This is a genomic window from Pseudarthrobacter woesei (genome assembly GCF_055412745.1).
On record NZ_JBVAYU010000009.1, the window covers coordinates 147,710 to 171,628 of the forward strand.

Consider the following 23,919-nt stretch of genomic DNA (forward strand, 5'->3'; position numbering starts at 1 on the left):
GGGCCGCCGGGGCGATGGCGTTGAGCGCGCTCACGGCTCTCACGCCCCCATCAGGGACGCGGCGAGGCGGTCCAGTTCGGCTTCCGCCTCCGCGCAGCCCCGGTTGGCCTCGGCCACGCGGACGACGTCGCCGATCACCAGCACGGCCGGGTTGCTGCAGTCGGCGGCCGCCGTCGTGATGGTGCCCAGCTCCGCGATGGTGGTCCGCTGGCCGGGGCGGTAACCTCGCTCGACGACGGCCATCGGCATGTCCGCCCGCATCCCCGCCCGGCGCAGCCCGGCGGCGAGCTGGTGCAGCGTGCCGATGCCCATCAGCACCACGATGGTCCCGCCGAGACCGGCGAGGTGCATGTGTTCCTTCTCGGTCAGCGGGGCGTGGCCGGAGACGACGGTGAACATGTGGCTGACCTCGCGGTGCGTCACCGGGATCCCGGCCGCGGCCGGGACGGAGATGGCACTGGTAACACCGGAAATCACCCGGACGGGCACGCCGGCCTTCACACAGGCGGCCACTTCCTCGCCGCCGCGGCCGAACACGTACGGGTCCCCGCCCTTGAGCCGCACCACGTTCTTCCCGGCCAGGGCGGCTTCCACCATCAGCTCCTCGATGCCGGACTGGCTGACCGGGTGGTGGCCGGGGCGCTTGCCCACATCCACCAGCTCGGCCGTGCTGAGGGAGGGCAGCTCCTGGTACGGGGCGAGGCGGTCGTAGAAGACGACGTCGGCGTCCCGCAGGGCCTTGACCGCTGCGACGGTCAGCAGCTCGGTGGTTCCCGGCCCGCCGCCGACCAGCGTGACGTGCCCGGCGGCGCCGGCGGCGGGTTCCACCGCGACGGGGATGCCGGTTTCACGGCACCGGTCCAGCAGGGCCTCCCAGCCGGGCTGGCCGTCGTCGACGGCGGCGACCAGGAAGGGCCGTTCGGGCAGGGGACCGTCGTGCCGGCCGCCGCCGGGGCTGCTGAGCCGGGAGACGACGGCGCCCGCGGCCCGGTAGCGGCGGACGGACTGGCGGGCGGCGGTGTCCGAGCCGGTGACGAGGACTTCGCGGCCGCTGAGATCGATGCTGAGCTGCATGTTAGACCGTGCTTTCGGTGGCTGAGATGCCGGTTTCTGGCGGCCGGACCGGGATGCTGGAGGCGATCAGCACGGCACCCTTTTCCTCGGCGGTGGCGGGGCGCATCTGGCCGCGCTCGTCGGGGACGAAGATGATGGAATCGTCCTTCTGGTCGGGGGCATTGACGAAGGAGCGGAACCGGCGCAGTCGCTCGGGATCCTTCAGGGTGTCGGCCCACTCGTCGACGTAAGTGTCAACGTGCCTGGCCATGGCGGCTTCGAGGTCGCCTGCAATGCCGAGCGAATCGTGCACCACCACGTCCTCGACGTGCTTGAGCCCGCCGTCGAGGTCCTCCTGCCAGCGCGCGGTGCGCTGCAGGCGGTCCGCGGTGCGGATGTAGTACATGAGGTAGCGGTCGATGTACTTGAGCAGGGTGCCGTCGTCGAGGTCCTGGGCGAGGAGTTGGGCGTGGGCCGGCTGGAAGCCGCCGTTGCCGCCGACGTAGAGGTTCCAGCCCTTGTCCGTGGCGATCACGCCGACGTCCTTGCCGCGGGCCTCGGCGCATTCGCGGGCGCAGCCGGAAACGCCCATCTTGATCTTGTGCGGGCTGCGCAGGCCGCGGTAGCGCAGCTCCAGGTTGATGGCCATGGCGACGGCATCCTGGACACCGAAGCGGCACCAGGTGGAGCCGACACAGGACTTCACGGTGCGCAGGGACTTGCCGTAGGCCTGGCCGGATTCGAAGCCGGCATCCACCAGTTCCTTCCAGATCTCCGGCAGCTGCTCCAGCCGGGCTCCGAACATGTCGATCCGCTGGCCGCCGGTGATCTTGGTGTACAGGCCGTACTTCCCGGCGACGGCGGCGATCACGCCCAGCTTCTTCGGGGTGATCTCGCCGCCCGCGATCCGGGGGACCACCGAGTAGGTGCCGTCCTTCTGCATGTTGGCCAGGGCGCGGTCGTTGGTGTCCTGCAGGGTGCCGCGGCCGGCGTCGAGGACATAGGCGCTGTTCTGGCTGGCCAAGATGTTGGCGATGGTGGGCTTGCAGATGTCGCAGCCGGTGCCGGTGCCGTACCTGGCCATGATCTCCTCGAAGGAGGCCAGTTCCAGGACCCGGATGGCGTCGAAGAGTTCCTGCCGGGAGAGCTCGATGTGCTCGCAGAGTGCCTTGGAGACCTCGACGCCGGACTTGGTCAGTTCGGTTTCCAGCAGCTTCTTGAGCATCGGGACGCAGGAGCCGCACTGCGTGCCGGCCCGGGTGCAGCCCTTGAGCTCGCCGAGTTCCTGGACCGGGGTGTTGCCCTCGCAGGCGCCGCAGCCGTTGATGGCGTCGCGGATGCTGCCGGCGGCCACGTTGTTGCAGGAACACAGGATGGCGTCGTCGGGGAGTTCCGTGTCCGGGGCGTCGCCGCCGGCCGCGGTGAGGTAGGCGCCGGGTTCGGCGGCCAGTTCGCGGCCCAGCATGGGCCGCAGGGACGTGTACGGGGTCGCGTCGCCGACGAAGATGCCGCCCAGCAGGGTCTTGGCATCGTCGGTGGTGACGATCTTCTGGTAGACGCCGCGGGCCGGGTCCGCGTAGACGATTTCGAGGGCATGCTCGGTTTTGGCGAAAGCGTCACCGAAGCTGGCGACGTCGACGCCGGAGAGCTTGAGCTTGGTGGCGGTGTCGAAGCCCGGGAAGGTCGCTTCGCCGCCGTGCAGCCGGTCCGCGACGATCTCGGCCATCGTGTTCGCCGGCGCCACCAGGCCCAGGCACATGCCGCCGAAGTTGGCCACCTCGCCGATCGCCCAGATGCCGGGGACCTGGGTTTCGCAGCCGTCCGAGATCACGACGCCGCCGCGCGGGCCGAGGTCGAAGAGCGGCGCTGTGCCCTCCGACGCCGGGTCCGCCGTCGCCGGGCCGTTGGCCGCGCGGAACAGCTCATCGCGCGGCTTGACGCCGATCGCCACGATCACGATGTCGGCATCGATGGTGCGCCCGTCCGCCATCAGCACGCCGGTGACCTGGCCGTCGTCGTCGGAGAGGACCTCGGAGGGGAAAACCCCGCCGTGGACGGTGAAGCCCTTGGCCTCGATCAGGCGGCCGAGGGCCTGCCCGGCGCCCTCGTCCAGCTGGGTGTTCATGAGCCACGGGGAGCCGTTGATGACGATCGGGGCGGCGCCGAGCTGTTCGGTGCCGGCCGCGGATTCCAGCCCCAGCAGCCCGCCGCCGATGGTGACCGCATTGACCTGGCGGCCCAGCTTCTGCTTCAGTTCCGCGATCGCCGTGCTGATGGCCCGGACGTCCTCAAGGGTGCGGTAGACGTGGGTGAGTTCAGAGCCGGCGATGGGCAGCCGGGCGGCGTCGGAGCCGGTGGCGACGACGAGTTCGTCATAGGGGTACACGGTGCCGGCCGCGGTGGTCACGGTCTTGTCCGCGGTGTCGATGCCGGTGACGCGCTCGCCGGTCTTCAGGCTGAGCGCCTCGTGGTCCCACATCGCGGCGGTTCCGAGGGTGAGGTCGACGCTGCTGTCCGTGAGGGCCTTGCTCAGCGCGACACGGTCGTAGGGGAGGTGCGCTTCCTCGGTGAGGACAGTCACGTGCCAGCCGTCGAGGCCCCGTGCATGCATGGCATCGGCGAAGCGGTGGGCGGCAGGACCGCCGCCGGCAACCACGATGCGGCGCGGTGAAGAGGTGCGCTCTGCGCCCCGGTTCTGGGGGCTTGACGTCTGTCCGGTCACTGTGGGCCTTTCGCATGGGCCGCAGTCGGTGCTCTGCGACCTTCTGAATCGAAGTGTCCATCCAGACTAGGTACGCGCAGTTTCGCTTCAGTTTCCCTTATGTTTCGTGATCTTAACTTCTGCATCACGAACGCATTTCCGATCCCGTGAGGTCTCTTTTACGCGCCGGACACATTTGCTGCACGCCGGCGAAACACCGCGGACCTAGCGTGGGTATGTGGCCGCAGGAGCGGCTGAGCCCGTTACGGATGTATCAGAGAGGGGCCGAAATGACTGCCGTACTTGAGAGCGCAGCACGGAGCTTTGTTGAACACCCCAGCCACGGCACCGGCTGGCACCGGGTGTGCGCAGTGGAGGACCTGGAGCCGGCCTGGGGTGAGGCCGCGCTGATCGAGGGCCGCCAGGTGGCGTTGTTCCGCACGGTGTCCGGTGAGGTTTTCGCCGTCGCCCAGGAGGATCCGGCCACCGGAGCGCAGGTGATGGCCCGCGGCATCACCGGTTCCCGCGGCTCGCGCCCGACACTCGCCTCGCCGCTGCACAAGGAGGTCTACGACCTCGGAACAGGGGAATGCCTGGGCACGCCGGAACTCCGGCTCCCGACCTTCCGTACCCGGATTGTGGGCGGGTACATTGAGGTCGAGCTCTAGAGCCCCAGCGCTTCGCGGACGTCCGCGAGGACGCCGTCCAGCGCGGCGCGGGCCTCGTGCCGCGCCGCGGGCAGTTCGGCGGCCGAGCCGACGCTGCGGATGACCTCCAGGTAGCACTTGAGCTTCGGTTCCGTGCCGCTGGGGCGGATGATGATGCGGCTGAGGTCCTTCGTCAGGTACAGCAGGCCGTCGGTCGGCGGCAGGTGGCCGCTGCCGTCGGCAAAGTCCGTGACCGTTTCGACGGCGGAGCCGCCGAAGGATTCCGGCGGGCTCACGCGCAGCCGGTTCATCATGGCGTCCAGCAGGCCCAGGTCCGCCACCCTGATGCTGAGCTGGTCGCTCGCGTGCAGCCCGTGCACCAGGTACAGCTCGTCGAGGGTGTCGAAGATCGTCTTTCCTTCGGCCTTCGCCGCGGCAGCGAATTCTGCGATCAGCACCGCCGCGGAGATCCCGTCCTTGTCCCGGACCAGGGAAGGCGCGACGCAGTAGCCCAGCGCCTCCTCGTAGCCGTACAGCAGCCAGGGAACACGGGCGATCCACTTGAAACCGGTGAGCGTTTCCTCGTGGGCGTAGCCCGCGGCAGCCGCGATGCGGGCCAGCAGCCGCGAGGACACGATCGAATTGGCGAAGACCCCCTCGTGTGCCTCGCCGCCGGCCGCCAGCCGGGCCACGACGTGCGCGCCCAGCAGGGCACCCACCTCGTCGCCGCGCAGCATCCGCCAGGCGCCGGTGTCCGGATCCTTCGCGGCCACCGCGGCCCGGTCGGCGTCGGGGTCGTTGGCAATTACGATGTCCGCGTCCACCCGGGCAGCGGTCTCGAGGGCCAGGTCCAGGGCGCCGGGCTCTTCGGGGTTCGGGAAGTTCACGGTGGGGAAGTCCGGGTCCGGCTCGGCCTGCTCCGTGACCAGCGTGACGTCGGCAAAGCCTGCGGCGTGCAGCACCGCCACGGCCGTCTCACCACCCACGCCGTGCATGGGGGTCAGGACGATCTTCAGCTCGCGGGCCGGGAAGTGCGCGGAAACGGCCAGGGCCGCGACGGCGGTCTCGTAGCCGGTGGCGATGGAGCGGTCCAGCACGGTCCAGCCCGCCGTGGCGAGGGCAATGTCAGCGAGTTCCCCGACGGCGTCGATCTTCGCCGCGATCAGGGCGTCGTAGGGCGCCACGATCTGGGCCCCGCGTCCGCTGTCCTCGACGGCGTGCCGGCCCAGGTAGACCTTGTAGCCGTTGTCCTGCGGCGGGTTGTGGCTGGCCGTGACCATCACGCCGCCGTCGCAGTCCAGCGCCCGCACCGCGTAGGCGAGCAGCGGGGTGGGCAGGGCAGAGGGCAGCAGGAAGGTCTCGACGCCGGCGGCGGTGAGGATTGCCGCGGTTTCCTCGGCAAAGACAGCGGAGTTGTAGCGGGCGTCGTAGCCGACGACGGCGCGCGGCCGGGTGCCGGGGGAGGCCTGGGCGACGGCGTCGGTCAGGAAAGCGGTGAAGCCGGCGGCGGCGCGGCGCACCACGACCCGGTTCATCCGGTTCGGGCCCGGGCCGAGGGCCGCCCGCAGGCCAGCCGTGCCGAACTGCAGAGTGCCGCTGAAGCTGTCCGCGAGCTCCTGGCGGGCGGCGGCAACGCCGTCGTCCGAAAGCTGGATCAGCCCGGTCAGGGTGGCGGCGGTGGCGGGATCCGGGTCCTGCGCGGCCCAGTTGCGGGCATCGCTCAGGAGGCGGGTCAGTTCGGCATCAGAAGACGTCATAACAACCAAACTAGCGCCATTCGCCGCGGATTCCTCCCCCGACAAGCGGGAGCCCGCCTCACAGTTCCGTCACAGCCATCGTGCAGACGGTGTGCCCCGCGAGAGTGAACTTCGCGGCAATGGTGGCGCCCGGCATGGCCGCGAAATGCGGACCCGCGGGCACCCCCGCCCTTGACACCCAATTTTCCGGACACGTAACGTCTGGAATATGAAGATGGGCCGTGGCGTGGAATGGGCCGTGCACAGTTGCGTCAATATGGCATGGACACCGGCCGGAGAAGCGGTCAACTCGGCCCGGCTGGCCGAGTACTACAAACTTCCCAGCGCCTACCTGAACAAACAGTTGCAGGCGCTGGTCCGGGCAGGGATCCTGGACTCGGTCTCGGGGCCCCGCGGCGGCTTCCACCTGGCCCGCCGGCCGGAGCACATCACGGTCCTGGATATTGTCCTGGCCCTCGAAAGCCCCGAGCCGGCGTTCCGTTGTGAAGGGATCCTGGGCAACGTCCCGGCGGCGGACCCGGAACTGAATTACGTCCGGACCTGCCTTATCTCGCAGGCCATGCGCCAGGCAGAACTTGCCTGGCGACAGGCGCTGGCGCGTCAGACCATCGCCGGGATCGCCGACTCGATGGAGCGGCGGTTCCCGCAGGACAGGGTGAAGGCTGTGGGCTACCTCGCCGCCGGGGCGTAGCCCGCGGGACTCAGCCCGCGGGACTCAGCCTCAGAGCTTGGCGATGATCTCGGCGAGCAGTTTGGAGATGCGCGGCCCCGCGGCCTGTCCGGCTTCGAGGACTTCCCCGTGGCTTAGCGGCACCGGGCTGATGCCGGCGGCGAGGTTGGTCACGAGCGAAATACCGAAGACCTCCATGCCGGCGTGCCGGCCGGCGATGGCCTCCAGCGCGGTGGACATGCCCACCAGATCGGCACCGATCCGCCGGGCGTACTGCACCTCGGCGGGGGTCTCGTAGTGCGGGCCCGTGAACTGGGCATAGATGCCTTCGTCCAGCGAAGGATCCACTTCCCGGGCCAGGCCGCGGATCCGGGAGGAATACAGATCGGTGAGGTCCACGAAGGTGGCACCCTCAAGCGGGGACGTCGCGGTGAGGTTGATGTGGTCGCTGATCAGCACGGGCGTGCCGGGCGTCCAGGCCTCGTTCAGCCCGCCGCAGCCGTTGGTCAGCACGAGGGTCTTGCAGCCGGCCGCCGCGGCTGTGCGCACACCGTGGACCACGGCGCGGACTCCCTTGCCCTCGTAGTAGTGGGTGCGGGCGCCCAGGATGAGGGCCCGCTTGCCTTCCTTGGTCAGCACCGAGCGGATGGTGCCCACGTGGCCCACCACCGAGGGGGAGGAGAAGCCGGGGACCTCGTCCGCGGAGAGGGTGGCGGTGGTCTCGCCGATCAGTTCGGCGGCGTCACCCCAGCCCGATCCGAGCACCAGCGCGACGTCGTGGGTGTCCACGCCCGTCTCTTGGGCGATGTAGTCGGCGGCGGCGCGGGCGGCGTCGAAGGGGTCCGTGGTCAGGAATTCTGTTGTACTCACCGGTACAAGTTATCGTGCCGGCGGCGTGCTGCCCAGCACTGCGGGCGGCACGGTGTGGGTCCGCTTTCTTGGTGGCGCCGGTCCGGATGGTGGACAATGGCTGATTGTGACTACGCATCCCGATTTCAGCTCACCCCGCATCGCAATCCTCGGCGGAGGGCCCGGCGGCTACGAAGCCGCCATGGTCGCCGCCTCTCTGGGGGCAAAAGTCACCATTGTTGAACGCGCGGGGCTCGGCGGCTCCGCGGTGCTGACCGACGTCGTCCCCTCGAAAACGCTCATTGCGACGGCGGACCTGATGACCCGCGTCGGCGAGGCCGGCGAGCTGGGCGTCAAGTTCGACGTCGACGGCGGCGACTGCACCCCGACGATGCGCGCGGACCTCAAACACATCAACGACCGCCTGCTCGGCCTGGCCAGGCAGCAGTCCACCGACATCCGGAAGGGCCTGGAGAACCAGGACGTCCGGATCATCATCGGCTCCGGCAAGATGCTGGACAACCACACCATCGAGGTCCTGACCTCCGACGGCACCGAGACCATCGAAGCGGACGCCATCCTGCTGGCCGTCGGCGCCCATCCGCGCGAGCTGCCCACCGCCAGGCCGGACGGTATCCGCATCCTGAACTGGGCGCAGATCTACAACCTGGAAGAGCTCCCCGAGGACCTGATCGTGGTCGGTTCCGGCGTCACCGGCGCCGAATTCGCCTCCGCCTACAACGGCCTGGGCGCCAAGGTGACCCTGATTTCGAGCCGCGACCGGGTGCTTCCCGGCTCGGACACGGACGCCGCCGAGGTCCTCGAGGGCGTCTTCGAACGCCGCGGACTCAAGGTCCTGTCCCGCTCGCGCGCCGAGACCGTGGAACGCACCGAGGACGGCGTCGTGGTCACCCTCGGGGACGGCTCCACCGTGACCGGCAGCCATTGCCTCGTCTGCGTCGGTTCCATCCCGAACACCGACGGCATCGGCCTCGAGGAGGCCGGCGTCGCGCTCACCGAAGACGGCCACATCAAGGTCGACGGCGTCTCCCGCACCACCGCGCCCAACATCTACGCCGCGGGCGACTGCACCGGTGTGCTGGCCCTGGCCTCGGTGGCGGCCATGCAGGGGCGGATCGCGATTGCCCATTTCCTGGGCGACAGCGTGATGCCGCTGAAGCTGCACCAGGTCGCGTCCAATATCTTCACCTCGCCGGAGATCGCGAACGTGGGCGTCTCCGAGGCCGAGATCGAGTCCGGCAAGTACCAGGCCGACGTCGTGAAGCTCTCGCTGCGCAGCAACGCCCGTGCCAAGATGCGCAACCACCGGGACGGCTTCGTGAAGATCTTCGCCCGCAAGGGTTCCGGCACCGTGATCGGCGGCGTTGTGGTGGGGCCGAACGCCTCCGAGCTGATCTTCGCGATCTCCCTCGCGGTGACCCAGAAACTGCACGTCGACGACGTCGCCAGCACCTTCACGGTGTACCCGTCCCTGAGCGGTTCCATCTCCGAAGCGGCCCGGCGCCTGCACGTGCATATGTAACTTCCCCGGCGTGCCTGGTTTCCCTGGGCGGGACAGTACCGGCGTCGGATCGCTGTGCCGTCATCCCGTGGGCAGATCAGGGCGAATGATCGTGGTGTATTCGCCCTGATCTGCCCACGGGGCGCATCTGCCCGGCGGGCCCGGGGACGTTCGGCCCTACTTCTTCAGGGCGTCACGCTGACACAGTGGGACATGGCCAAGATCTATATCCCGTACGGGACCGTTGAAGGACAGACAGCCCAGATCGCGGAGTACATGTCCGGGGTGATCCAGGCCCAAGGCCACGAGGCGCAGGCCGCGGACCTCAAGAAGGCCGCGGATACTATTCCGGAGGGCTTCGACGGCGTGATTGTGGCGGCATCTGTGCATGTGGGCAAACACGAGGGGTACGTCGCGGACTTCGTCCGGAAGAACCGTGCCGTGCTCGAGAGACTGCCGTCCGCGCTGGTCTCGGTCAGCATGGCGGCCCACGGCGACGAGACGAACGCCGAGAGCTACGTGGAGAGGTTCGAGGCGGAGACGGGCTGGCGGCCCGCCCACGTCGGCCTGTTCGGCGGCGCCCTGCTCTACACCCAGTACGGCTTCCTCAAGAAGCACCTGATGAAGAAGATTGTCAGCGACAAGGGTTCCACGGACACGGATACCTCCCGCGACTACGTCTACACCGAATGGGACGGCGTCAAGCGCTTCACCGAGGACTTCCTGGCAGGCTTGGCTGCTCCGTCGGCTCAGGAATAGGCGTACGGCGGAACCGTGTCGCCGGCGGCGAAGGGCTGGAACCAGTGCTCGACGTCCAGTTCCCTGGCGTCGTCTTCGAGATCATCGAGCCTGTCCGAGAACAGCGCCTCACTGTCCGCGTCCTCCAGAAGGACTTCCTCGACGTCGGCCCGCCAGTCATCCGGAAGATCCAGTTCGTAGATGTCCTCGGTGATTTCCGCCTGGTCGAGCAGGCAACGGACGGCGAGTTCGGCTGCGAGGCACCCGGGCGCGGTCCAGCCGCGGACCAAGGATGCAGTGACGTCCGCCGCGACCACGATGAACTTCTGGGTGAACTTCGCGTCGTAGCTGGCGGCGAACTGCGGCGGCAGCGACGACAGCACCGAGGACCCGGCGATGTCGGACGGCGTGACGGCCTCCAGCTTGCTCAGCGTTCCCAGATCACGGAAAAGCTGGTCGATGAGGACGCCCGAGGAGTTCCATAGGAGGCCTGCCAGCAGGCGCGTTTGGCGGACGGATTCTTGACGGTCCTCCGGGGCGACGGCAACCATCTCGTCCAGGTCGTCCGGATCGAACTGGAGCCGCTGATCCGGAGTCATGTCATCCGGGTGGGGGTCGAGTCCCAGCAGCTCGAGGCTCAGCCCGGTCAGCTTGTCGGCGTCAGTTAGCAGTTCGTCAGTGATGTCGTCGTCGTCGGCGCTCATGGCCCCGATGCTACCCGGCTGCTGTTCCCTGACCGATTCCTGTGACGCGGAGGGTTCGGCCGTTCTAGGCCGCAGCCGCCGGATGGCCCGCCCCTGTGGGGCATTCTGGCGCGCCAACACAACTCCCTTGACGACGGCGTCCTGAACGGTCGCGCCGAGCGTCAGGCCGAACAGCACGGTCAACTGCTGCCCCCCCCCGGCCTTGGCAGTCACGGTCATCGCAGCGCAGGGTTCTGACCGGGGTAAGGAGACAATACCGGGCTTCCGAATCGTTGGTCGTCCTCATTTCCGGACTGCCGGGGTTGCACACGGCCACACGGCCACGCGGACTCGGCGCTCGGGGGAACGCGTTCCAAAAAGGCATGCATGCTGAGTGGGTCGGCCGCGGCACGGCGCCGGCTGAAGCTGGGGCGCCCTCCATTCGCCGTGCATCTCAGGCGCATGGAGGGCGCTGCCGGTCATATCTGACTAAGCCAGCTTCGCGCAGACGTCTATGGCCTTTGCCCGGACGCTGAGTATGGTGAAGTCGTTGTTCGGGGTGGCCGTGTACACGACGCGGCCCACGTACTCCGTAGTTGACGGCCCGGCCGGTACATCCGTAGGGAACATGATGAGGCCGAAGTGTCCGGTGCTGGTGACAGTGCCCAGTCCATTCTGGTCGAAGGTGGTGTCAGCAGAGAAGAACTTTGACGGGAAGATGATCTTTTTCCCGGTGGCCATATTTGTGTAGGTCCGGATGTAGCCTTTGCCTGCCTCGATGCTGCGAACTTTTACTCCATCCTTGGTAGTGAAGGTCTTTGTGCTGGTCCGCGAGTTAGTGAGATCGACGAGCAGGTCGAAGCCCGGACACGCCAGACCTGCCGGAAGGTTGAAGTGCTGGTCGGCCGGCGGGCCGGTAACTGTGACGGAGAGCTTGTCAGTGTGTTTGTTGGTAGACGGCGAGGCGGTTGCTGCCTGCGGTGCGGCAAATAGTGCAGCTCCCAACAGAATGGGAATGGCGCAGCGGAGGACTGAAATGCTTTTCATGTCTGCATCCAATGTAAGAAGAATTTCTTATCGGGTTCAATCGCCATTGATTGGCGGACGAAAGGCGGCCGAGAGCTTAACTCTCAAGATCTACAGATTGGCCACATGACCTTGTGAAAACCTTGGAAGAAGTTTCCGCTAGCGTCGGGTGAAGCCGGATTCCTGTTCGGAGGGACAACGGTCGGCCCGCTTCGGCTTAACGGATCCAAGCCCGTGGCGTCCCACGAGACGTAAGGGGCCACCCACACGTGGCCCCTCTCTTTGCATTCAAAATCCAGAGATCCCGGCCGCCCTAAGCCACCGCCACCTGGAAGTGCTTCTCGATAATCCCCTTGATGTCCTCGTGGCAGCCGCCGCAGCCCGTCCCGGCGCGGGTGGCCCCGGAAACCTCGGCCACCGTCCCGCACCCGGACGCAACAGCAGCCGCGATCTTCGTCCCGCTCACCCCGGCGCACCGGCACACGGTGCGTTCGGGATCCGCGGCGCGGGAAGCGGCGGCCGCTTGGTCCGGACCGTCCAGCCGCAGCAGCAGCGACCTGTCCGCCGGCAGCTCGGCGCCGCGTTCGAACAGCTGCACCAGTTCCGCCGCGGTGCGGGGCATGCCGACGGCCACGAGGCCTTCGAGTACCCCCGCCCGGGTGGTCATCTTGATGTAGCGGCCGTGCTCGGGATCGGCCCACTGGGCGATCTGCAGCCGGGGCCGGGCGTCCGCGGCCCCCGCACAAAGGGTTTCCTCGTCCCACGGCTCGGCGGAAACGTCCCCGGCCACTGCCATGTTCATGCCGCGGGCCTTGAGGACAACCACCCCCGGCAGTTCCGGCGGCAGCGCCGGCAGCAACTCAGCCTCCGAAGGGGACCCCGAGGCCAGCGATACCAGGTACTCGGCCAGCCACTCCGCCTGCCGCCACCCCGGACCCACCAGCCCGGACGGCCCCCGCGCGGTCCGGCACTCGATACATTCCGGATCGGGGCAGCGGACCTCGGCGCAGTCGCCGATCGCAAAGATGTGCGGCTCGTGGTGCGCCCGAAGCTTGTGGTCCACCAGGATCCCGGCCGCTGTCGGGAGCCCGCAGCCTTCCGCGAGTTCCGTCCGCGGCCGGACGCCGCAGGAGAGCAGCAGCAGGTCGCCGTCGATCGCGGACCCGTCGTCCAGCAGCAGGGCCGAGAAGCCGCCGTCGGGCGCGTTGTGTTCCACCCCGACGGAGCGCGCATTGCCGGCCACCCGCACGCCGCAATTCCGCAACGAAGCGGCGAGCACCGCGCCGCCGCCGCGGTCGATGTTCCGTCCCAGCGGGTGCGGGCCGTTGTGTACGACGGTGACCGTGGCGCCTTCCTCGGCCGCGGCGAGGGCCGTCTCCAGGCCCAGCACCCCGCCGCCCAGGACCACCACGCGCTTCCCGCCGGCCACCGCGGCCTGCAGCACCGAGGCGTCGCGCAGGTCCCGCAGCGCGGTCACGCCGGCAGGCAGCACCGGCGCGGCCGGATCCGGGTTCAGTCCGGTGAGGTTGGGGATCACCGGACGGGAGCCGGTGGCGAACACCAGCCGGTCGTAGCCCGGGGAGGTGCCGTCGCTTAGGATCAGCTGCTGGCGGGCGCGGTCCACGCGGCGGACCCGGGCGCCCAGCCGGACGTCGACGCCGTCGGCAATCAGCGCGGCGGCGTCGGACAACGCCAGGGCCGACGCGGTGGTGCGCCCGACGCCCAGGTCAGCCACCAGCACACGGTTGTAGGCCGCCTCCGCCTCCTCGCCGATCACCGTCAGGCGCGTCAGCCCGCTGCGGACCGCCGGCAGCAGCTCATCGACCAGCCGTGCGGCCACCGGCCCGAAGCCCACCACAACAATGCGCTCAGTCATGAGGCCCCCTCTTTTTGAAGTTCGGCAGTTTTAAACACACCAGCGCCGGGCCGCACCCAGACTTGGCTGAACTTGAACTCGGGCATACCGGAGATCGGATCCGTGACGGCCTCGGTGAGACGGTTGGCGCTCTCCAGCTCCGGGAAATGGAACGGCAGGAACACAGTCTCGGGCCGGATGCCGGTGCTCAGCTCGGCGCGGCAGGAGACCTCGCCGCGCGCGTTGTAGACGGAGACGAAGTCGCCGTCCGCGATGCCCTGCGCGGCGGCGGCCGCAGGATGGATCTGCAGCCGGGCCTCGGGCTGGGCGGCGGCCAACGCGGCCACCCGCCGCGTCTGCGCACCGGACTGGTAGTGCTCCATCAGCCTGCCGGTGATCAGAGTCATCGGCGTGCCGGCGCGGTCCGCGGCGTCCGAGGCAGAAGATGTACGACGGCGGGGCGTCACCGCGGTAAACACGGCCCGCCCGTCGGCGTGGGCAAAGGACTCCAGGAACAGCCGCGGCGTCCCGCTGCTGCCCGCGGGGTAGGGCCAGTACGCCGCGTCGCCACGGTCCAGCATGGCGTAATCGATCCCGGAGTAGTCGGCCAGGCCGCCGGCGGACGCGAGCCGGAGCTCCTCGAACACGGTCTCCGGGTCCTCGCTGAACATCGAGGGTGCGTCCAACAAATCCGCCAGCCGGGCCATGATCCACAGTTCGCTGCGCACCCCGGGTGGAGGAGCCAGTGCGCGGCGGCGGCGGAGCACCCTGCCCTCGAGGTTTGTCAGCGTGCCTTCCTCCTCGGCCCACTGGGTGACCGGCAGGATCAGGTCAGCCTCGGCGGCCGTCTCGGAGATGAAGAAGTCGCAGACCACCAGGAAGTCCAGGCTCCGCAGGCCGGCGATCACGGCGTTGGCGTCCGGCGCGGAAACCGCCACATTGGCGCCGTGCACGAAGAGGCAGCGGACGCCGTCGGGCTGGCCCAGGGACTTGAGCAGTTCGACGGCGGGGACGCCGGGGCCGGGGATGAGCGCCTCCGGGACGCCCCACACGGCAGCCATGTGGGCGCGGGCGGCGGGGTCGGTGATTTTGCGGTAGCCGGGGAGCTGGTCCGCTTTCTGGCCGTGTTCGCGGCCGCCCTGGCCGTTGCCCTGGCCTGTGAGGGTGCCGTAGCCGCTGCGGGCCGAGCCGGGCAGGCCCAGCAGCAGAGAGAGGTTGATGGCGGCGGTGGCAGTGTCCGTGCCGTCCACATGTTGTTCCACGCCGCGGCCGGTGAGGATGTAGCTGCCGCCCCGCCGCACGCCGTCGGCCAGCCGGCGCGCGGTGTCCCGGATCAGGCCGGCGGGTACGCCGGTGAGGGTCTGCACACGTTCGGGCCAATAGGAGGCGACGCTGCGGGCCAGGGCCCCGTAGCCCGAAGTGCGCTCCGCGATGTAGCCGGAGTCGGCGAGGCCCTCGTGGATCACCACGTGGGAGAGGCCCAGCAGCAGGGCGAGGTCGGTGCCGGGCAGCGGCTGAAGGTGCAGGCCGCCGCCGTCGGACGTGAACCCGGCGGTGGCCGAGCGGCGGGGGTCCACCACGATCAGCCCGCCGGCGTCGCGGGCGCCCTGCAGGTGCTGCACGAACGGCGGCATGGTCTCGGCGACGTTGGAGCCGAGCATCAGGATGGTGCTGGCGGAATCGAGGTCTTCCAGCGGGAACGGCAGGCCGCGGTCCAGGCCGAACGCGCGCATCCCGGCGGCGGCGGCGGAGGACATGCAGAACCGGCCGTTGTAGTCGATCCGCGAGGTGCCCAGCGCCAGCCGGGCGAACTTGCCCAGCTGGTAGGCCTTCTCATTGGTGAGCCCGCCGCCGCCGAAGACTCCGACGGCGTCCGCCCCGTACCGGGCGCGGGTGTCCTTGACCGCGGTGGCGATGAGCTCCAGAGCCTCGTCCCAGCCGACCGGCCGGTGGACGCCGTCGGCGCCCTTGAGCAGCGGTTCGGTGACGCGGCCGGGGTGGTTCAGCAGCGAGGCCGAGGTCCAGCCCTTGCGGCAGAGGCCGCCGCGGTTGGTGGGAAAGTCCCGGCCGGTCACGGCCAGGGGAGGTGCCTCCAGGACCACGGCGGACGACGGCGCCGCCCCTGCTGCCACTGCCGCCCCCGCTGCGCTGTGTCCGCCGTCGTCCGCCGAAGCGCCGGCGGCCGGACGCCCGCCGGCGGGGACCGTCAGCGTCATGGCGCACTGAAGAGCGCAGTAGGGGCAGTGGGTGGCGGCGCCGGCGGTCATGTTAGACGAGTCCTTTTCCGTTGCGGTGGGCGTTGCGGATGTAGCAGGCCCAGCAGACGATCAGCATCAGGACGTAGGCCCCGACGAAGCCGTAGAACGCGGGGGTATACGAGCCGCTGGCGCTGTTGGAGGCGTTGAGCACCTGCGGGATAACGAAGCCGCCGTAAGCGCCGATGGCCGAAATCAGGCCAAGCGCCGAGGAGGCGAGGCGCTGGGTGGCTACGGTGCTGGCGCCCGCCTTGGCTGCCCGGCTGGAGGTGGCGAAGATGATGGGGATCATCCGGTATGTTGCACCGTTGCCGAAGCCGCTGGCGGTGAAGAGCAGCAGGAACAGGCCCAGGAAGAGCCAGAAGTTCTTCAGCGGCAGGGTCCAGATCATGGTGAGGGTGATGACGGCCATCGCGGCGAACGCGGCGACGGTCATCCGGGCGCCGCCCATGCGGTCCGCCATCCGTCCGCCGTAGGGGCGGGCCAGCGAGCCCACCAGCGGGCCCAGGAACGCGAGGGACAGGGCCACGGTGCCGACGCCGATCGAGGAGAAGGCCGGGAAGTAGTCCTTGATGAGCTTGGGGAACACGCCGGCAAAGCCGATGAACGAGCCGAAGGTGCCGATGTACAGCAGTGCCATGATCCACAGGTGCGGTTCCTTGAGCGCGGCCAGCGAGCCGGCGACGTCGCCCTTGGCGCTGGTCAGGTTGTCCATGTACTTCCAGGCGCCGAACGCGGCGAGAAGGATGAAGGGGACCCACATCCAGCCGGCCATGGGCAGGTTCACGGTGCCGGCGGCCAGCAGGGTGATGGCAATCGGGACGGCGAGCTGTGCGACGGCGGCACCGAGGTTTCCGCCCGCGGCGTTCAGTCCCAGCGCCCAGCCCTTTTCGCGGGCCGGGTAGAAGAACGTGATGTTGGCCATGGAGCTGGCGAAGTTGCCGCCGCCGAAGCCGGCGAGGGCCGCCACGAAGAGCATGGTGCCGAACGGGGTCTCCGGGTTGGAGACGCACATGGCCAGTCCGATCGACGGGATCAGCAGCAGCAGGGCCGAGACGATGGTCCAGTTGCGGCCGCCGAAGCGAGGGACCATAAAGGTGTAGGGGATCCGGAGGGTGGCGCCCACGAGGCTGGGCATCGAAATCAGCCAGAAGATCTCCGAGGTGGTGAAGGTGAAGCCCGCCGCGGGGAGCTGGACCACCACGATCGACCAGAGCTGCCAGACCACGAAGCCCAGGAACTCGGCGAAGATGGACCAGTTCAGGTTGCGGCGGGCGATGGTGCGTCCGGCGGACTCCCACTGTTCCTTGTTCTCGGCATCCCAGTTGGCGATCCAGCGGCCGGGGCGGTGCTCAAGGACGGGCTGGTTAAGGGCGGGGGCCGCGGCGATGCGGATATCTGCGGTTTGTTCAGCAGTCACGGGTGACCTCCTTTGAGGGATGTTGTCCTTCCAAGGTAGGGAAGCCGCGTTTCCGGGACCGTCGCGGTTTGTTAACGTGCTGTGACGTTTGCCTATCGGCGCGTTTGTGACGGCGTGAGGAGCGAAGTTAGGCGTAGTGTGATGACCACCACGTGAGACAATCCCAGATGTCCAAATAGTGGACCATTTGTCCATTGACTGGACAGCTGGAACTATTATCAGACATATACGAATCCTCTAGCCGGACGGTCTCAAGCACCACCACTCCGGTCTTTATGAAAGTGCTACTACATGTCCTCCACCGTTAACCTTTCGAAGCAGGGGTCCGCCCAACCGGTGAACTCGCGCGGCCGCGTCATTGTGGCCAGCCTGATCGGCACCACCGTTGAGTTCTACGACTTCTACGTGTACGCCACCGCTGCCGTGCTGGTATTTCCCCGGCTCTTCTTCCCCGGTCAAAACGAAACCACCCAGCTGCTGAGCTCTTTCGCGGTCTTCGGTGTCGCGTTCGTGGCCCGCCCGCTCGGGTCCATTGTCTTCGGCCACTTCGGTGACAAGTTCGGCCGAAAGGGCACCCTGGTCGCCTCGCTGCTGACCATGGGTATTGCCACCTTCCTCATCGGCTGCCTGCCCACCGCCCTCGTCCCGGGCTGGGAATTCTGGGCCCCGGCGCTGCTGGTCGTTATGCGGTTCGCCCAGGGTCTGGCCCTCGGCGGCGAATGGAGCGGCGCGGCCCTGCTGGCCACCGAGAACGCCCCGGCAAACAAACGTGCCATTTACGGTACGTTCCCGCAGCTGGGTGCGCCCATCGGTTTTATCATCGCCAACGTGATCTTCCTGGTCTTCAGCTACGCCCTGTCGCCGGTGGCCTTCATGGAATGGGGCTGGCGTGTGCCGTTCCTGCTCAGCGCGGTTATGGTCATCATCGGCCTCTACGTCCGCCTGAAGCTGATCGAAACTCCCGCCTTTACCAAGGTGCTCGAGTCCAAGGAGGTCGCGAAGCTTCCCCTCGCCCGGGTCTTCAAGACCAGCTGGCGCCAGGTCATCCTGGGCACGTTCATCATGCTCGCCACCTACGTACTCTTCTACCTGATGACCACGTTCACACTGACCTACGGCACCCGGGCCTCCAGCCTGGATGCCGCCAAGGCCGCCGCGGAGAAGGCGGGCAAGCCGATGACAGAGTCCGCCGCAGCAGCGTTCGTCCCGGGGTTGGGCTTCACCCGCAACGACTTCCTGTGGATGCTGATCGCCGGCGTCGTGTTCTTCGGTATCTTCACCCTGGTCTCCGGGCCGCTGGCTGAGAAGTACGGCCGCCGCAAGATGCTCCTCGTCGTCACCGGAGGTATCTTCGTCTTCGGCCTGCTGTTCGTCCCGCTCTTCAGCGGCGGCTTCGTGGGCACCATGGCCCTGCTGATCATCGGTTTCTCCCTGATGGGCCTGACCTTCGGGCCCATGGGTGCGCTGTTGCCGGAACTGTTCCCGACCAACGTCCGGTACACCGGCTCCGCAATCAGCTACAACGTCTCCAGCATCCTGGGCGCGGCCGTGGCTCCGTTCATTGCCGTCTGGCTCTGGGAAATGGCGAAGGGCAGCCCCGTGCTGGTCGGCGTCTACCTCACCTCCATGTCGGTACTGACACTGGTGGCACTGTTCCTGAGCAAGGAAACCCGCGACCTGGACTACGAGAACAACGTAGCCTGACGCTCCTGATGCGGCGCGCCTGACGCTCCTTCCCAGTTGCCAACGGAAATGCCCGACGTGTTCAGTGAACACGCCGGGCATTTCCGTGTCGGGCGGGGTAGGCCGGGAAGCAACCGGGCAGGAGCGCAGAACGGGCTCAGATGGCGCGGCCACGGGGAAGCGCCGGTTTAGCTGGCGTACCGCTCCACGAAATTCCGCAGGATGGTCATCGGCTCGGTCACGCTGTGCTGCCGGGCGAGGTCCATGAGCTCCTCGGCGGAGTCGGGCGGGAAGTAGCCGGCGTGGCGGTAGATCTCGATCCGGGTGGTAAGCCCGTCGACGTCGAGCTCTGGATGGAACTGGGTGGCGTAGAGGTTGGTCCGGATCCGGAACATCTGCACCGGGCAGTCGGCCGAGGTGGCGAGCAGCACGGCATGGCCCGGCAGTACGGTGCAGGCCTCTTTGTGGCCCACGAAGGCGGTGAATGACTGAGGCAGGCCCTTGAGCAGGGGGTCCACCAGGCCCTCTTCCGTCACGCTCACGGTCACGCCGCCGAGCCCTTCGCCGTAGGTCCGGTCGATCACGGCGCCCTGGTGCAGGCCCAGCGTCCCCACCCCGTAGCAGGCGCCGAGGAAGGGGAAATCCTCGGCCACGATCCGGTCCAGCAGCGCGGCGAGCTCGCGCTCCACCCTGTGCTGGACGGCGGTCTTTTGCCCGGCGGGGTCGCTGGATGTGAACGGGCTACCGCCGACGATCACGCCCGAGTACTCGGAGAGCTCCAGCCAGGGCAGGGGAGCGGCTTCCATCCGGATCCGGTGCAGCTGCTCCGCGGTCAGCCCGGCATAGCGCAGGTAGGCCCGGTATTCGTCCTCGGCGGCGTCGTCCTCGGCACGGGAGGCGAGGAGTAGAAATGGCTTCACAGACCAAGTCTGCACGGGCGGGACCCGGGGGCGCCAGAGGCGCGCCCGTCTCCCGCGGCGGGCGGGCCCGGGGCCCCTCCGCGGCTACTCGGCCGCGGCGTCCTCTATCAGGGCGATGATGGCGCCCGCGGAGACGGTCTCGCCGGCGGATGCGGACAGCCCGATCACGATGCCGGCCCGGTGTGCGGTGAGCGGCTGTTCCATCTTCATGGCCTCGAGCACAACCACCAGGTCGCCTTCGGCAACGAGGTCACCCTCGGCGACGGCCACCTTGACGATGGTGCCCTGCATGGGGGACGTGAGGGCGTTGCCGCTGGCCGCAGCCGCGGCGCCGCCGGTGCGGGGGCGCTTCTTGGCCTTGGCTGGCTTGACGGCGCCCGCGCCGCCACCGGTGCCCAGCGACGCCGGGAGCACGACCTCCAGGCGCTTGCCGCCGACCTCGACGACGACGCGCTGGCGCTCGCCGGCGTCGGCTGCTTCAGCCTCGGTGCCGGTGGGTGTCCAGGCGGGGATGTCATTGACGAACGCGGTCTCGATCCAGCGGGTGTGGATCTTGAACGGGCCCTCGGCGGGGGCGAAGTCGGGGTTGGTGACGACGGCCAGGTCGAACGGGATGACGGTGGGGATGCCTTCCACCACCATCTCCTCGAGGGCGCGGCGGGCGCGCTGCAGGGCCTGCTGCCGGGTGGCGCCCGTGACGACCAGCTTGGAGAGCATCGAGTCGAAGTTGCCGCTGATGACGTCGCCCTGCTCCACGCCGGAGTCGATCCGGACGCCGGGGCCGGTGGGGTTCTTCAGCCGCGTGATGGTGCCGGGGGCGGGCATGAAGTTCCGGCCCGGGTCCTCGCCCGTGATGCGGAATTCGATCGAGTGGCCGCGGATTTCGGGGTCCCCGTAGCCGAGTTCCTCGCCGCGGGCCAGCCGGAACTGCTCGCGGACGAGGTCGATTCCGGTGACTTCCTCGGAAACGCAGTGTTCGACCTGGAGGCGGGTATTGACCTCCAGGAAGGAAATGGTGCCGTCCTGGCCCACGAGGAATTCGCAGGTGCCGGCGCCGAGGTAGCCGGCTTCCTTGAGGATGGCCTTGGAGGATTCGTAGAGCCGCCGGTTCTGCTCTTCGGTGAGGAAGGGGGCCGGGGCCTCTTCGACGAGTTTCTGGTTGCGGCGCTGCAGCGAGCAGTCGCGGGTGGAGACTACCACCACGTTGCCGTAGGCGTCCGCGAGGCACTGTGTCTCGACGTGGCGCGGGGCGTCGAGGAAGCGTTCGATGAAGCACTCGCCGCGGCCAAAGGCTGCGACGGCTTCACGCACGGCGGATTCGAAGAGTTCGGGGATTTCCTCGCGGGTGCGGGCCACCTTGATGCCGCGGCCGCCGCCGCCGAAGGCTGCCTTGATGGCAACGGGCAGGCCGAACTTGTCGACGAACTCGAGGATTTCCTCGGCGGATTCCACCGGGTCGGCGGTGCCGGGAACCTGCGGTGCACCCACCTTTTCGGCGATGTGGCGGGCCTGGACCTTGTCGCCCAGGGCGGAGATCGCGGCCGGGGAGGGGCCGATCCAGGTGATGCCGGCGTCGATTACCCTGGCGGCGAACTCGGCGTTTTCGGCGAGGAAGCCGTAGCCGGGGTGGATCGCGTCGGCGCCGGAGCGCTGCGCGACCTCGATCAGCTTGTCCATCACAAGGTAGGACTCGGCGGCGGTGTTCCCGCCGAGCGCGTACGCCTCGTCGGCAAGCCTGACGTGCAGGGCGTCCCTGTCCGGGTCCGCGTAGACCGCCACGGAGGCGATCCCTTCATCGCGTGCGGCGCGGATGATGCGCACGGCGATTTCGCCGCGGTTGGCGATCAGCACCTTGCTCAGAGGACGTGTGCCCTGCGGGGTGACTGCGGCAGTGCCTTCTTGGGCTGATCGCTGCACGGGATTTGCGGATTGCTCCGAATTTGCTGACAAGGCGTCTCCTTCTTTCCTTCAGGGAGCCTAGCGCGGTTTTGTGGGTTCGGCCGATATTACTGGCGGATTCCGCGCGTAAAGCGCCCTACCTTTGTAGGGTTGCTACAAAGGCCTGCGAATTAGCTTACTCAGCGCGCAGTACCGCGGGATCGGCGGCGCCGCCGGTCCACAGCTCGGTGATGGCCACCTGCGCCTGGCCCAGCAGCCCGCGGAGGGTGGAAATGGACAGCCCGACGACGGCGTGCGGGTCGCCGTCGACCTTGCGGATGAAGGCCCCGCCGTAGCCGTCGATGGTGAACGAACCGGCGCACTGCAGCGGCTCGCCGGTGGCGATGTAGGCGTCGATTTCCTCGGGGGTCATCTCCATGAAGTGGACCTCGGCGGAGGTGACGTGCCCGAGGGTGGCGCCGGAGCCGGCGGCCTGGGACTCATCGGTGCCCTCGGTGTCCCTGCAGTCGACGAGCCAGTGGCCCGTGTGCAGCACTCCTTTGCTGCCGCTCATCCGCAGCATCCGCTCTTTGGCGACGTCGGCCGTGTACGGCTTGCCGTGTGCCTCGCCGTCGAACTCGAAGACCGAATCGCAGCCGATCACCAGGGCGCCCTCCGCCTCCGGCAGCGAGGCCACTGCCTCGGCCTTGGCGCGGGCCAGCAGCAGTGCGGTGTCGTGCGGGTCGGTCACGCCGTAGCGGGCCTGGACGGCGTGCTCGTCCACGTCGGAGACGAGGATCTCGTGCCGGATGCCGGCGTCGGTCAGCAGCTTGGTGCGGGCGGGGGACTGGGAGGCAAGAATGAGGCGGGTCACCGCTCAAGCCTAGTTCACCGCGGCAGGGCAACGCGGGGTCACCTACGGCCCATCCGGAGGGCCGGGATGGGCGCTAAGTGACCCCGCGTTGCCTGAGTCATTTGCCGCAGCCAGGCCGCCCACCTAGCGGCGCTGGTCAGTCGGGGATCGGTGCGTGGACGGCAGCCGTGCGCCACATCAGCCACCCCCACCACACCTGGGCTCCTCCGAAGACCACCGCGGACAGCGGACCTGCGACAGGCACGAAGGGTCCGCCCAGGGCCAGGAAAGCCGGTCCGCTGATCGCGAGCAGTAGACCGGGAGCGCGGTGGAAGTCACCCGCCCGTGCTGCAGCGGCGCCCAGCATCGCCAGCCCCAGAGGCCAGCCGAGCGCGAGGATGCCTGAGCCGATGAACAGGGGGGAACTCAGCAGCGGCCCGTCCAGCGCCAAGAGCTCCGGAGCTCGGATCGCCAGCACAGGGAACACGATGGCCTCGGCCGCTGCAAGCCCGGCCGCCCCGACCACACCGACGAGCGTGACGATCAGCCCGGCCTGACCCAGTCGGCCCAGCCTATTCTTGTGGATGGCGACGAGGCCGGCAGCGCCGATGAGAGCCAGGATGAAAACGAATACACCGATTGCGTGCAGTGCGGTCCAGGCCTCGAAGCCCCGCACAACTTCGTCGACGGGCTGGTTGAAAAGACTGGGATGCCACGGCAATGCGGACGCGACGACGAACCCGCTCACCGCCAGCGAGACCGCTGACACCCGCACGGATACATGCAAGCTGCTCATGTCGTCATTCTAGTGCGGGTGGACCCGAAACCGTCGACGACCGCCTGCTCGCAGGCAACCTTTGCCGGCGTGGCATCGAATGCGTCATCCCCGAAAAGGACGACCAGAAGGCCAACCGGAAACGCAAAGGCCCCGCCGGCGGACGGCCCGTCGCCTACGACAAGGACGCCTACTAACGGCGCCACGTCGTCGAGCGCAGCTTCAACACCCTCAAACAATGGCGCTCCCTGGCCACCTGCTATGACCAACCGACCCCCACCTACCGCTCAGCGACCGTCCTACACGCCGCCGCCATCTGGAGCACCCTATTGGGAGACATGCCCTGGGCCCCACGCGGCCACGGCCGCTCACGCGAAGCGGCGCGTTAGATGCACAGTCACCTCGTCGCCGACGTCCTTCTCCAGGACTTTCCGGAACGCGGCCCGGAGTGGCATCATGTGCGTGCCGCCACCCACAGGCAGCATGGTTGCCTCGTAGTCGTGGCCGTCGGGAGTGTCCGTTTAACGGTGGATCCGTGGCTGGCATTTAATTGATTCTTCCTTCGAAGGTGATGGCGAACGCGTTCAGGGCCGGCTTCCACCTCGTCGCCCATCGTGCCCTGCCTTTGCCAGTC

General features: G+C 68.3%; 18 protein-coding genes and 1 pseudogene. 5 read left to right on the forward strand and 14 right to left on the reverse strand.

Annotated features, from left to right (window positions below; all coding sequences use genetic code 11):
* Window positions 1–39: 39 nt before the first annotated feature.
* Window positions 40–1,074, reverse strand: coding sequence for a uroporphyrinogen-III C-methyltransferase (gene cobA / locus ACZYZE_RS14160; RefSeq protein ID WP_459319762.1), 1,035 nt, complete (start codon window positions 1,072–1,074; stop codon window positions 40–42).
* A 1-nt stretch (window position 1,075) separates the two neighbouring features.
* Complete coding sequence (gene nirB, locus ACZYZE_RS14165; RefSeq protein WP_463908315.1) at window positions 1,076–3,775, reverse strand: nitrite reductase large subunit NirB; 2,700 nt, start codon at window positions 3,773–3,775, stop codon at window positions 1,076–1,078.
* A gap of 269 nt (window positions 3,776–4,044) precedes the next feature.
* Between nirB and nirD the strand changes: the two genes are divergently transcribed.
* Window positions 4,045–4,422 (forward strand): nitrite reductase small subunit NirD, encoded by a 378-nt coding sequence (gene nirD, locus ACZYZE_RS14170; protein WP_459319764.1) that lies wholly within the window; start codon window positions 4,045–4,047, stop codon window positions 4,420–4,422.
* Here the strand turns inward: nirD and ACZYZE_RS14175 are convergent.
* Window positions 4,419–6,158, reverse strand: coding sequence for a phospho-sugar mutase (locus tag ACZYZE_RS14175; RefSeq protein ID WP_463908317.1), 1,740 nt, complete (start codon window positions 6,156–6,158; stop codon window positions 4,419–4,421). The genes nirD and ACZYZE_RS14175 overlap by 4 nt on opposite strands.
* Before the next feature lie 214 nt (window positions 6,159–6,372).
* Here ACZYZE_RS14175 and ACZYZE_RS14180 point away from each other — a divergent pair, with 214 nt between their 5' ends.
* Window positions 6,373–6,849: an RrF2 family transcriptional regulator gene (locus tag ACZYZE_RS14180; RefSeq protein WP_463908344.1), complete on the forward strand. Its 477-nt coding sequence runs from the start codon at window positions 6,373–6,375 to the stop codon at window positions 6,847–6,849.
* Between the two features lie 30 nt (window positions 6,850–6,879).
* Here ACZYZE_RS14180 and ACZYZE_RS14185 read toward each other — a convergent pair whose 3' ends face one another.
* Window positions 6,880–7,698 (reverse strand): purine-nucleoside phosphorylase, encoded by an 819-nt coding sequence (locus ACZYZE_RS14185; RefSeq protein ID WP_459319767.1) that lies wholly within the window; start codon window positions 7,696–7,698, stop codon window positions 6,880–6,882.
* A 106-nt stretch (window positions 7,699–7,804) separates the two neighbouring features.
* Between ACZYZE_RS14185 and ACZYZE_RS14190 the strand changes: the two genes are divergently transcribed.
* Window positions 7,805–9,220, forward strand: a complete 1,416-nt coding sequence (locus ACZYZE_RS14190) for an NAD(P)H-quinone dehydrogenase (protein ID WP_459319768.1) — start codon at window positions 7,805–7,807, stop codon at window positions 9,218–9,220.
* A 192-nt stretch (window positions 9,221–9,412) separates the two neighbouring features.
* Window positions 9,413–9,958 carry a flavodoxin domain-containing protein gene (locus ACZYZE_RS14195; RefSeq protein WP_459319769.1) on the forward strand — a complete coding sequence of 182 codons (546 nt, stop codon included), beginning with the start codon at window positions 9,413–9,415 and terminating at the stop codon, window positions 9,956–9,958.
* Here the strand turns inward: ACZYZE_RS14195 and ACZYZE_RS14200 are convergent.
* The 5 genes from ACZYZE_RS14200 to ACZYZE_RS14220 all read right to left on the reverse strand — a co-directional run bounded on the left by ACZYZE_RS14200 (window position 9,949) and on the right by ACZYZE_RS14220 (window position 17,176).
* Entirely contained in the window at window positions 9,949–10,641 is a 693-nt protein-coding gene (locus ACZYZE_RS14200; protein WP_459319770.1) for a hypothetical protein, read from the reverse strand. The two genes, ACZYZE_RS14195 and ACZYZE_RS14200, sit on opposite strands and share 10 nt — an antisense overlap.
* 468 nt (window positions 10,642–11,109) lie before the next feature.
* Window positions 11,110–11,667, reverse strand: coding sequence for a hypothetical protein (locus ACZYZE_RS14205; protein ID WP_463908320.1), 558 nt, complete (start codon window positions 11,665–11,667; stop codon window positions 11,110–11,112).
* A gap of 292 nt (window positions 11,668–11,959) precedes the next feature.
* Window positions 11,960–13,522 (reverse strand): FAD-dependent oxidoreductase, encoded by a 1,563-nt coding sequence (locus tag ACZYZE_RS14210; protein ID WP_463908322.1) that lies wholly within the window; start codon window positions 13,520–13,522, stop codon window positions 11,960–11,962.
* Window positions 13,519–15,768 carry a molybdopterin oxidoreductase family protein gene (locus tag ACZYZE_RS14215; RefSeq protein ID WP_463908324.1) on the reverse strand — a complete coding sequence of 750 codons (2,250 nt, stop codon included), beginning with the start codon at window positions 15,766–15,768 and terminating at the stop codon, window positions 13,519–13,521. Before ACZYZE_RS14215 ends, ACZYZE_RS14210 begins: the two co-directional genes overlap by 4 nt.
* A 1-nt stretch (window position 15,769) precedes the next feature.
* Complete coding sequence (locus ACZYZE_RS14220; protein WP_463908326.1) at window positions 15,770–17,176, reverse strand: MFS transporter; 1,407 nt, start codon at window positions 17,174–17,176, stop codon at window positions 15,770–15,772.
* Window positions 17,177–17,467: 291 nt separating this feature from the next.
* On the opposite strand from ACZYZE_RS14220, the gene ACZYZE_RS14225 reads away from it, so the two are divergent.
* On the forward strand, window positions 17,468–18,880 hold the full coding sequence (locus tag ACZYZE_RS14225) for an MFS transporter (protein WP_459319775.1): 1,413 nt from the start codon (window positions 17,468–17,470) through the stop codon (window positions 18,878–18,880).
* A gap of 167 nt (window positions 18,881–19,047) precedes the next feature.
* Here ACZYZE_RS14225 and ACZYZE_RS14230 read toward each other — a convergent pair whose 3' ends face one another.
* The 5 genes and pseudogenes from ACZYZE_RS14230 to ACZYZE_RS14250 form a co-directional block, all read right to left on the reverse strand.
* On the reverse strand, window positions 19,048–19,779 hold the full coding sequence (locus tag ACZYZE_RS14230) for a glutamine amidotransferase (RefSeq protein WP_463908328.1): 732 nt from the start codon (window positions 19,777–19,779) through the stop codon (window positions 19,048–19,050).
* 84 nt (window positions 19,780–19,863) lie between these two features.
* Window positions 19,864–21,696: an acetyl/propionyl/methylcrotonyl-CoA carboxylase subunit alpha gene (locus tag ACZYZE_RS14235; protein WP_463908346.1), complete on the reverse strand. Its 1,833-nt coding sequence runs from the start codon at window positions 21,694–21,696 to the stop codon at window positions 19,864–19,866.
* Between the two features lie 157 nt (window positions 21,697–21,853).
* Window positions 21,854–22,531 carry a Maf family protein gene (locus tag ACZYZE_RS14240; protein WP_463908330.1) on the reverse strand — a complete coding sequence of 226 codons (678 nt, stop codon included), beginning with the start codon at window positions 22,529–22,531 and terminating at the stop codon, window positions 21,854–21,856.
* Window positions 22,532–22,667: 136 nt separating this feature from the next.
* Window positions 22,668–23,306, reverse strand: a complete 639-nt coding sequence (locus tag ACZYZE_RS14245; RefSeq protein WP_459320397.1) for a hypothetical protein — start codon at window positions 23,304–23,306, stop codon at window positions 22,668–22,670.
* A gap of 347 nt (window positions 23,307–23,653) precedes the next feature.
* Window positions 23,654–23,782: pseudogene (locus ACZYZE_RS14250) on the reverse strand (DUF1905 domain-containing protein); the annotation flags it as partial.
* Window positions 23,783–23,919: the final 137 nt, after the last annotated feature.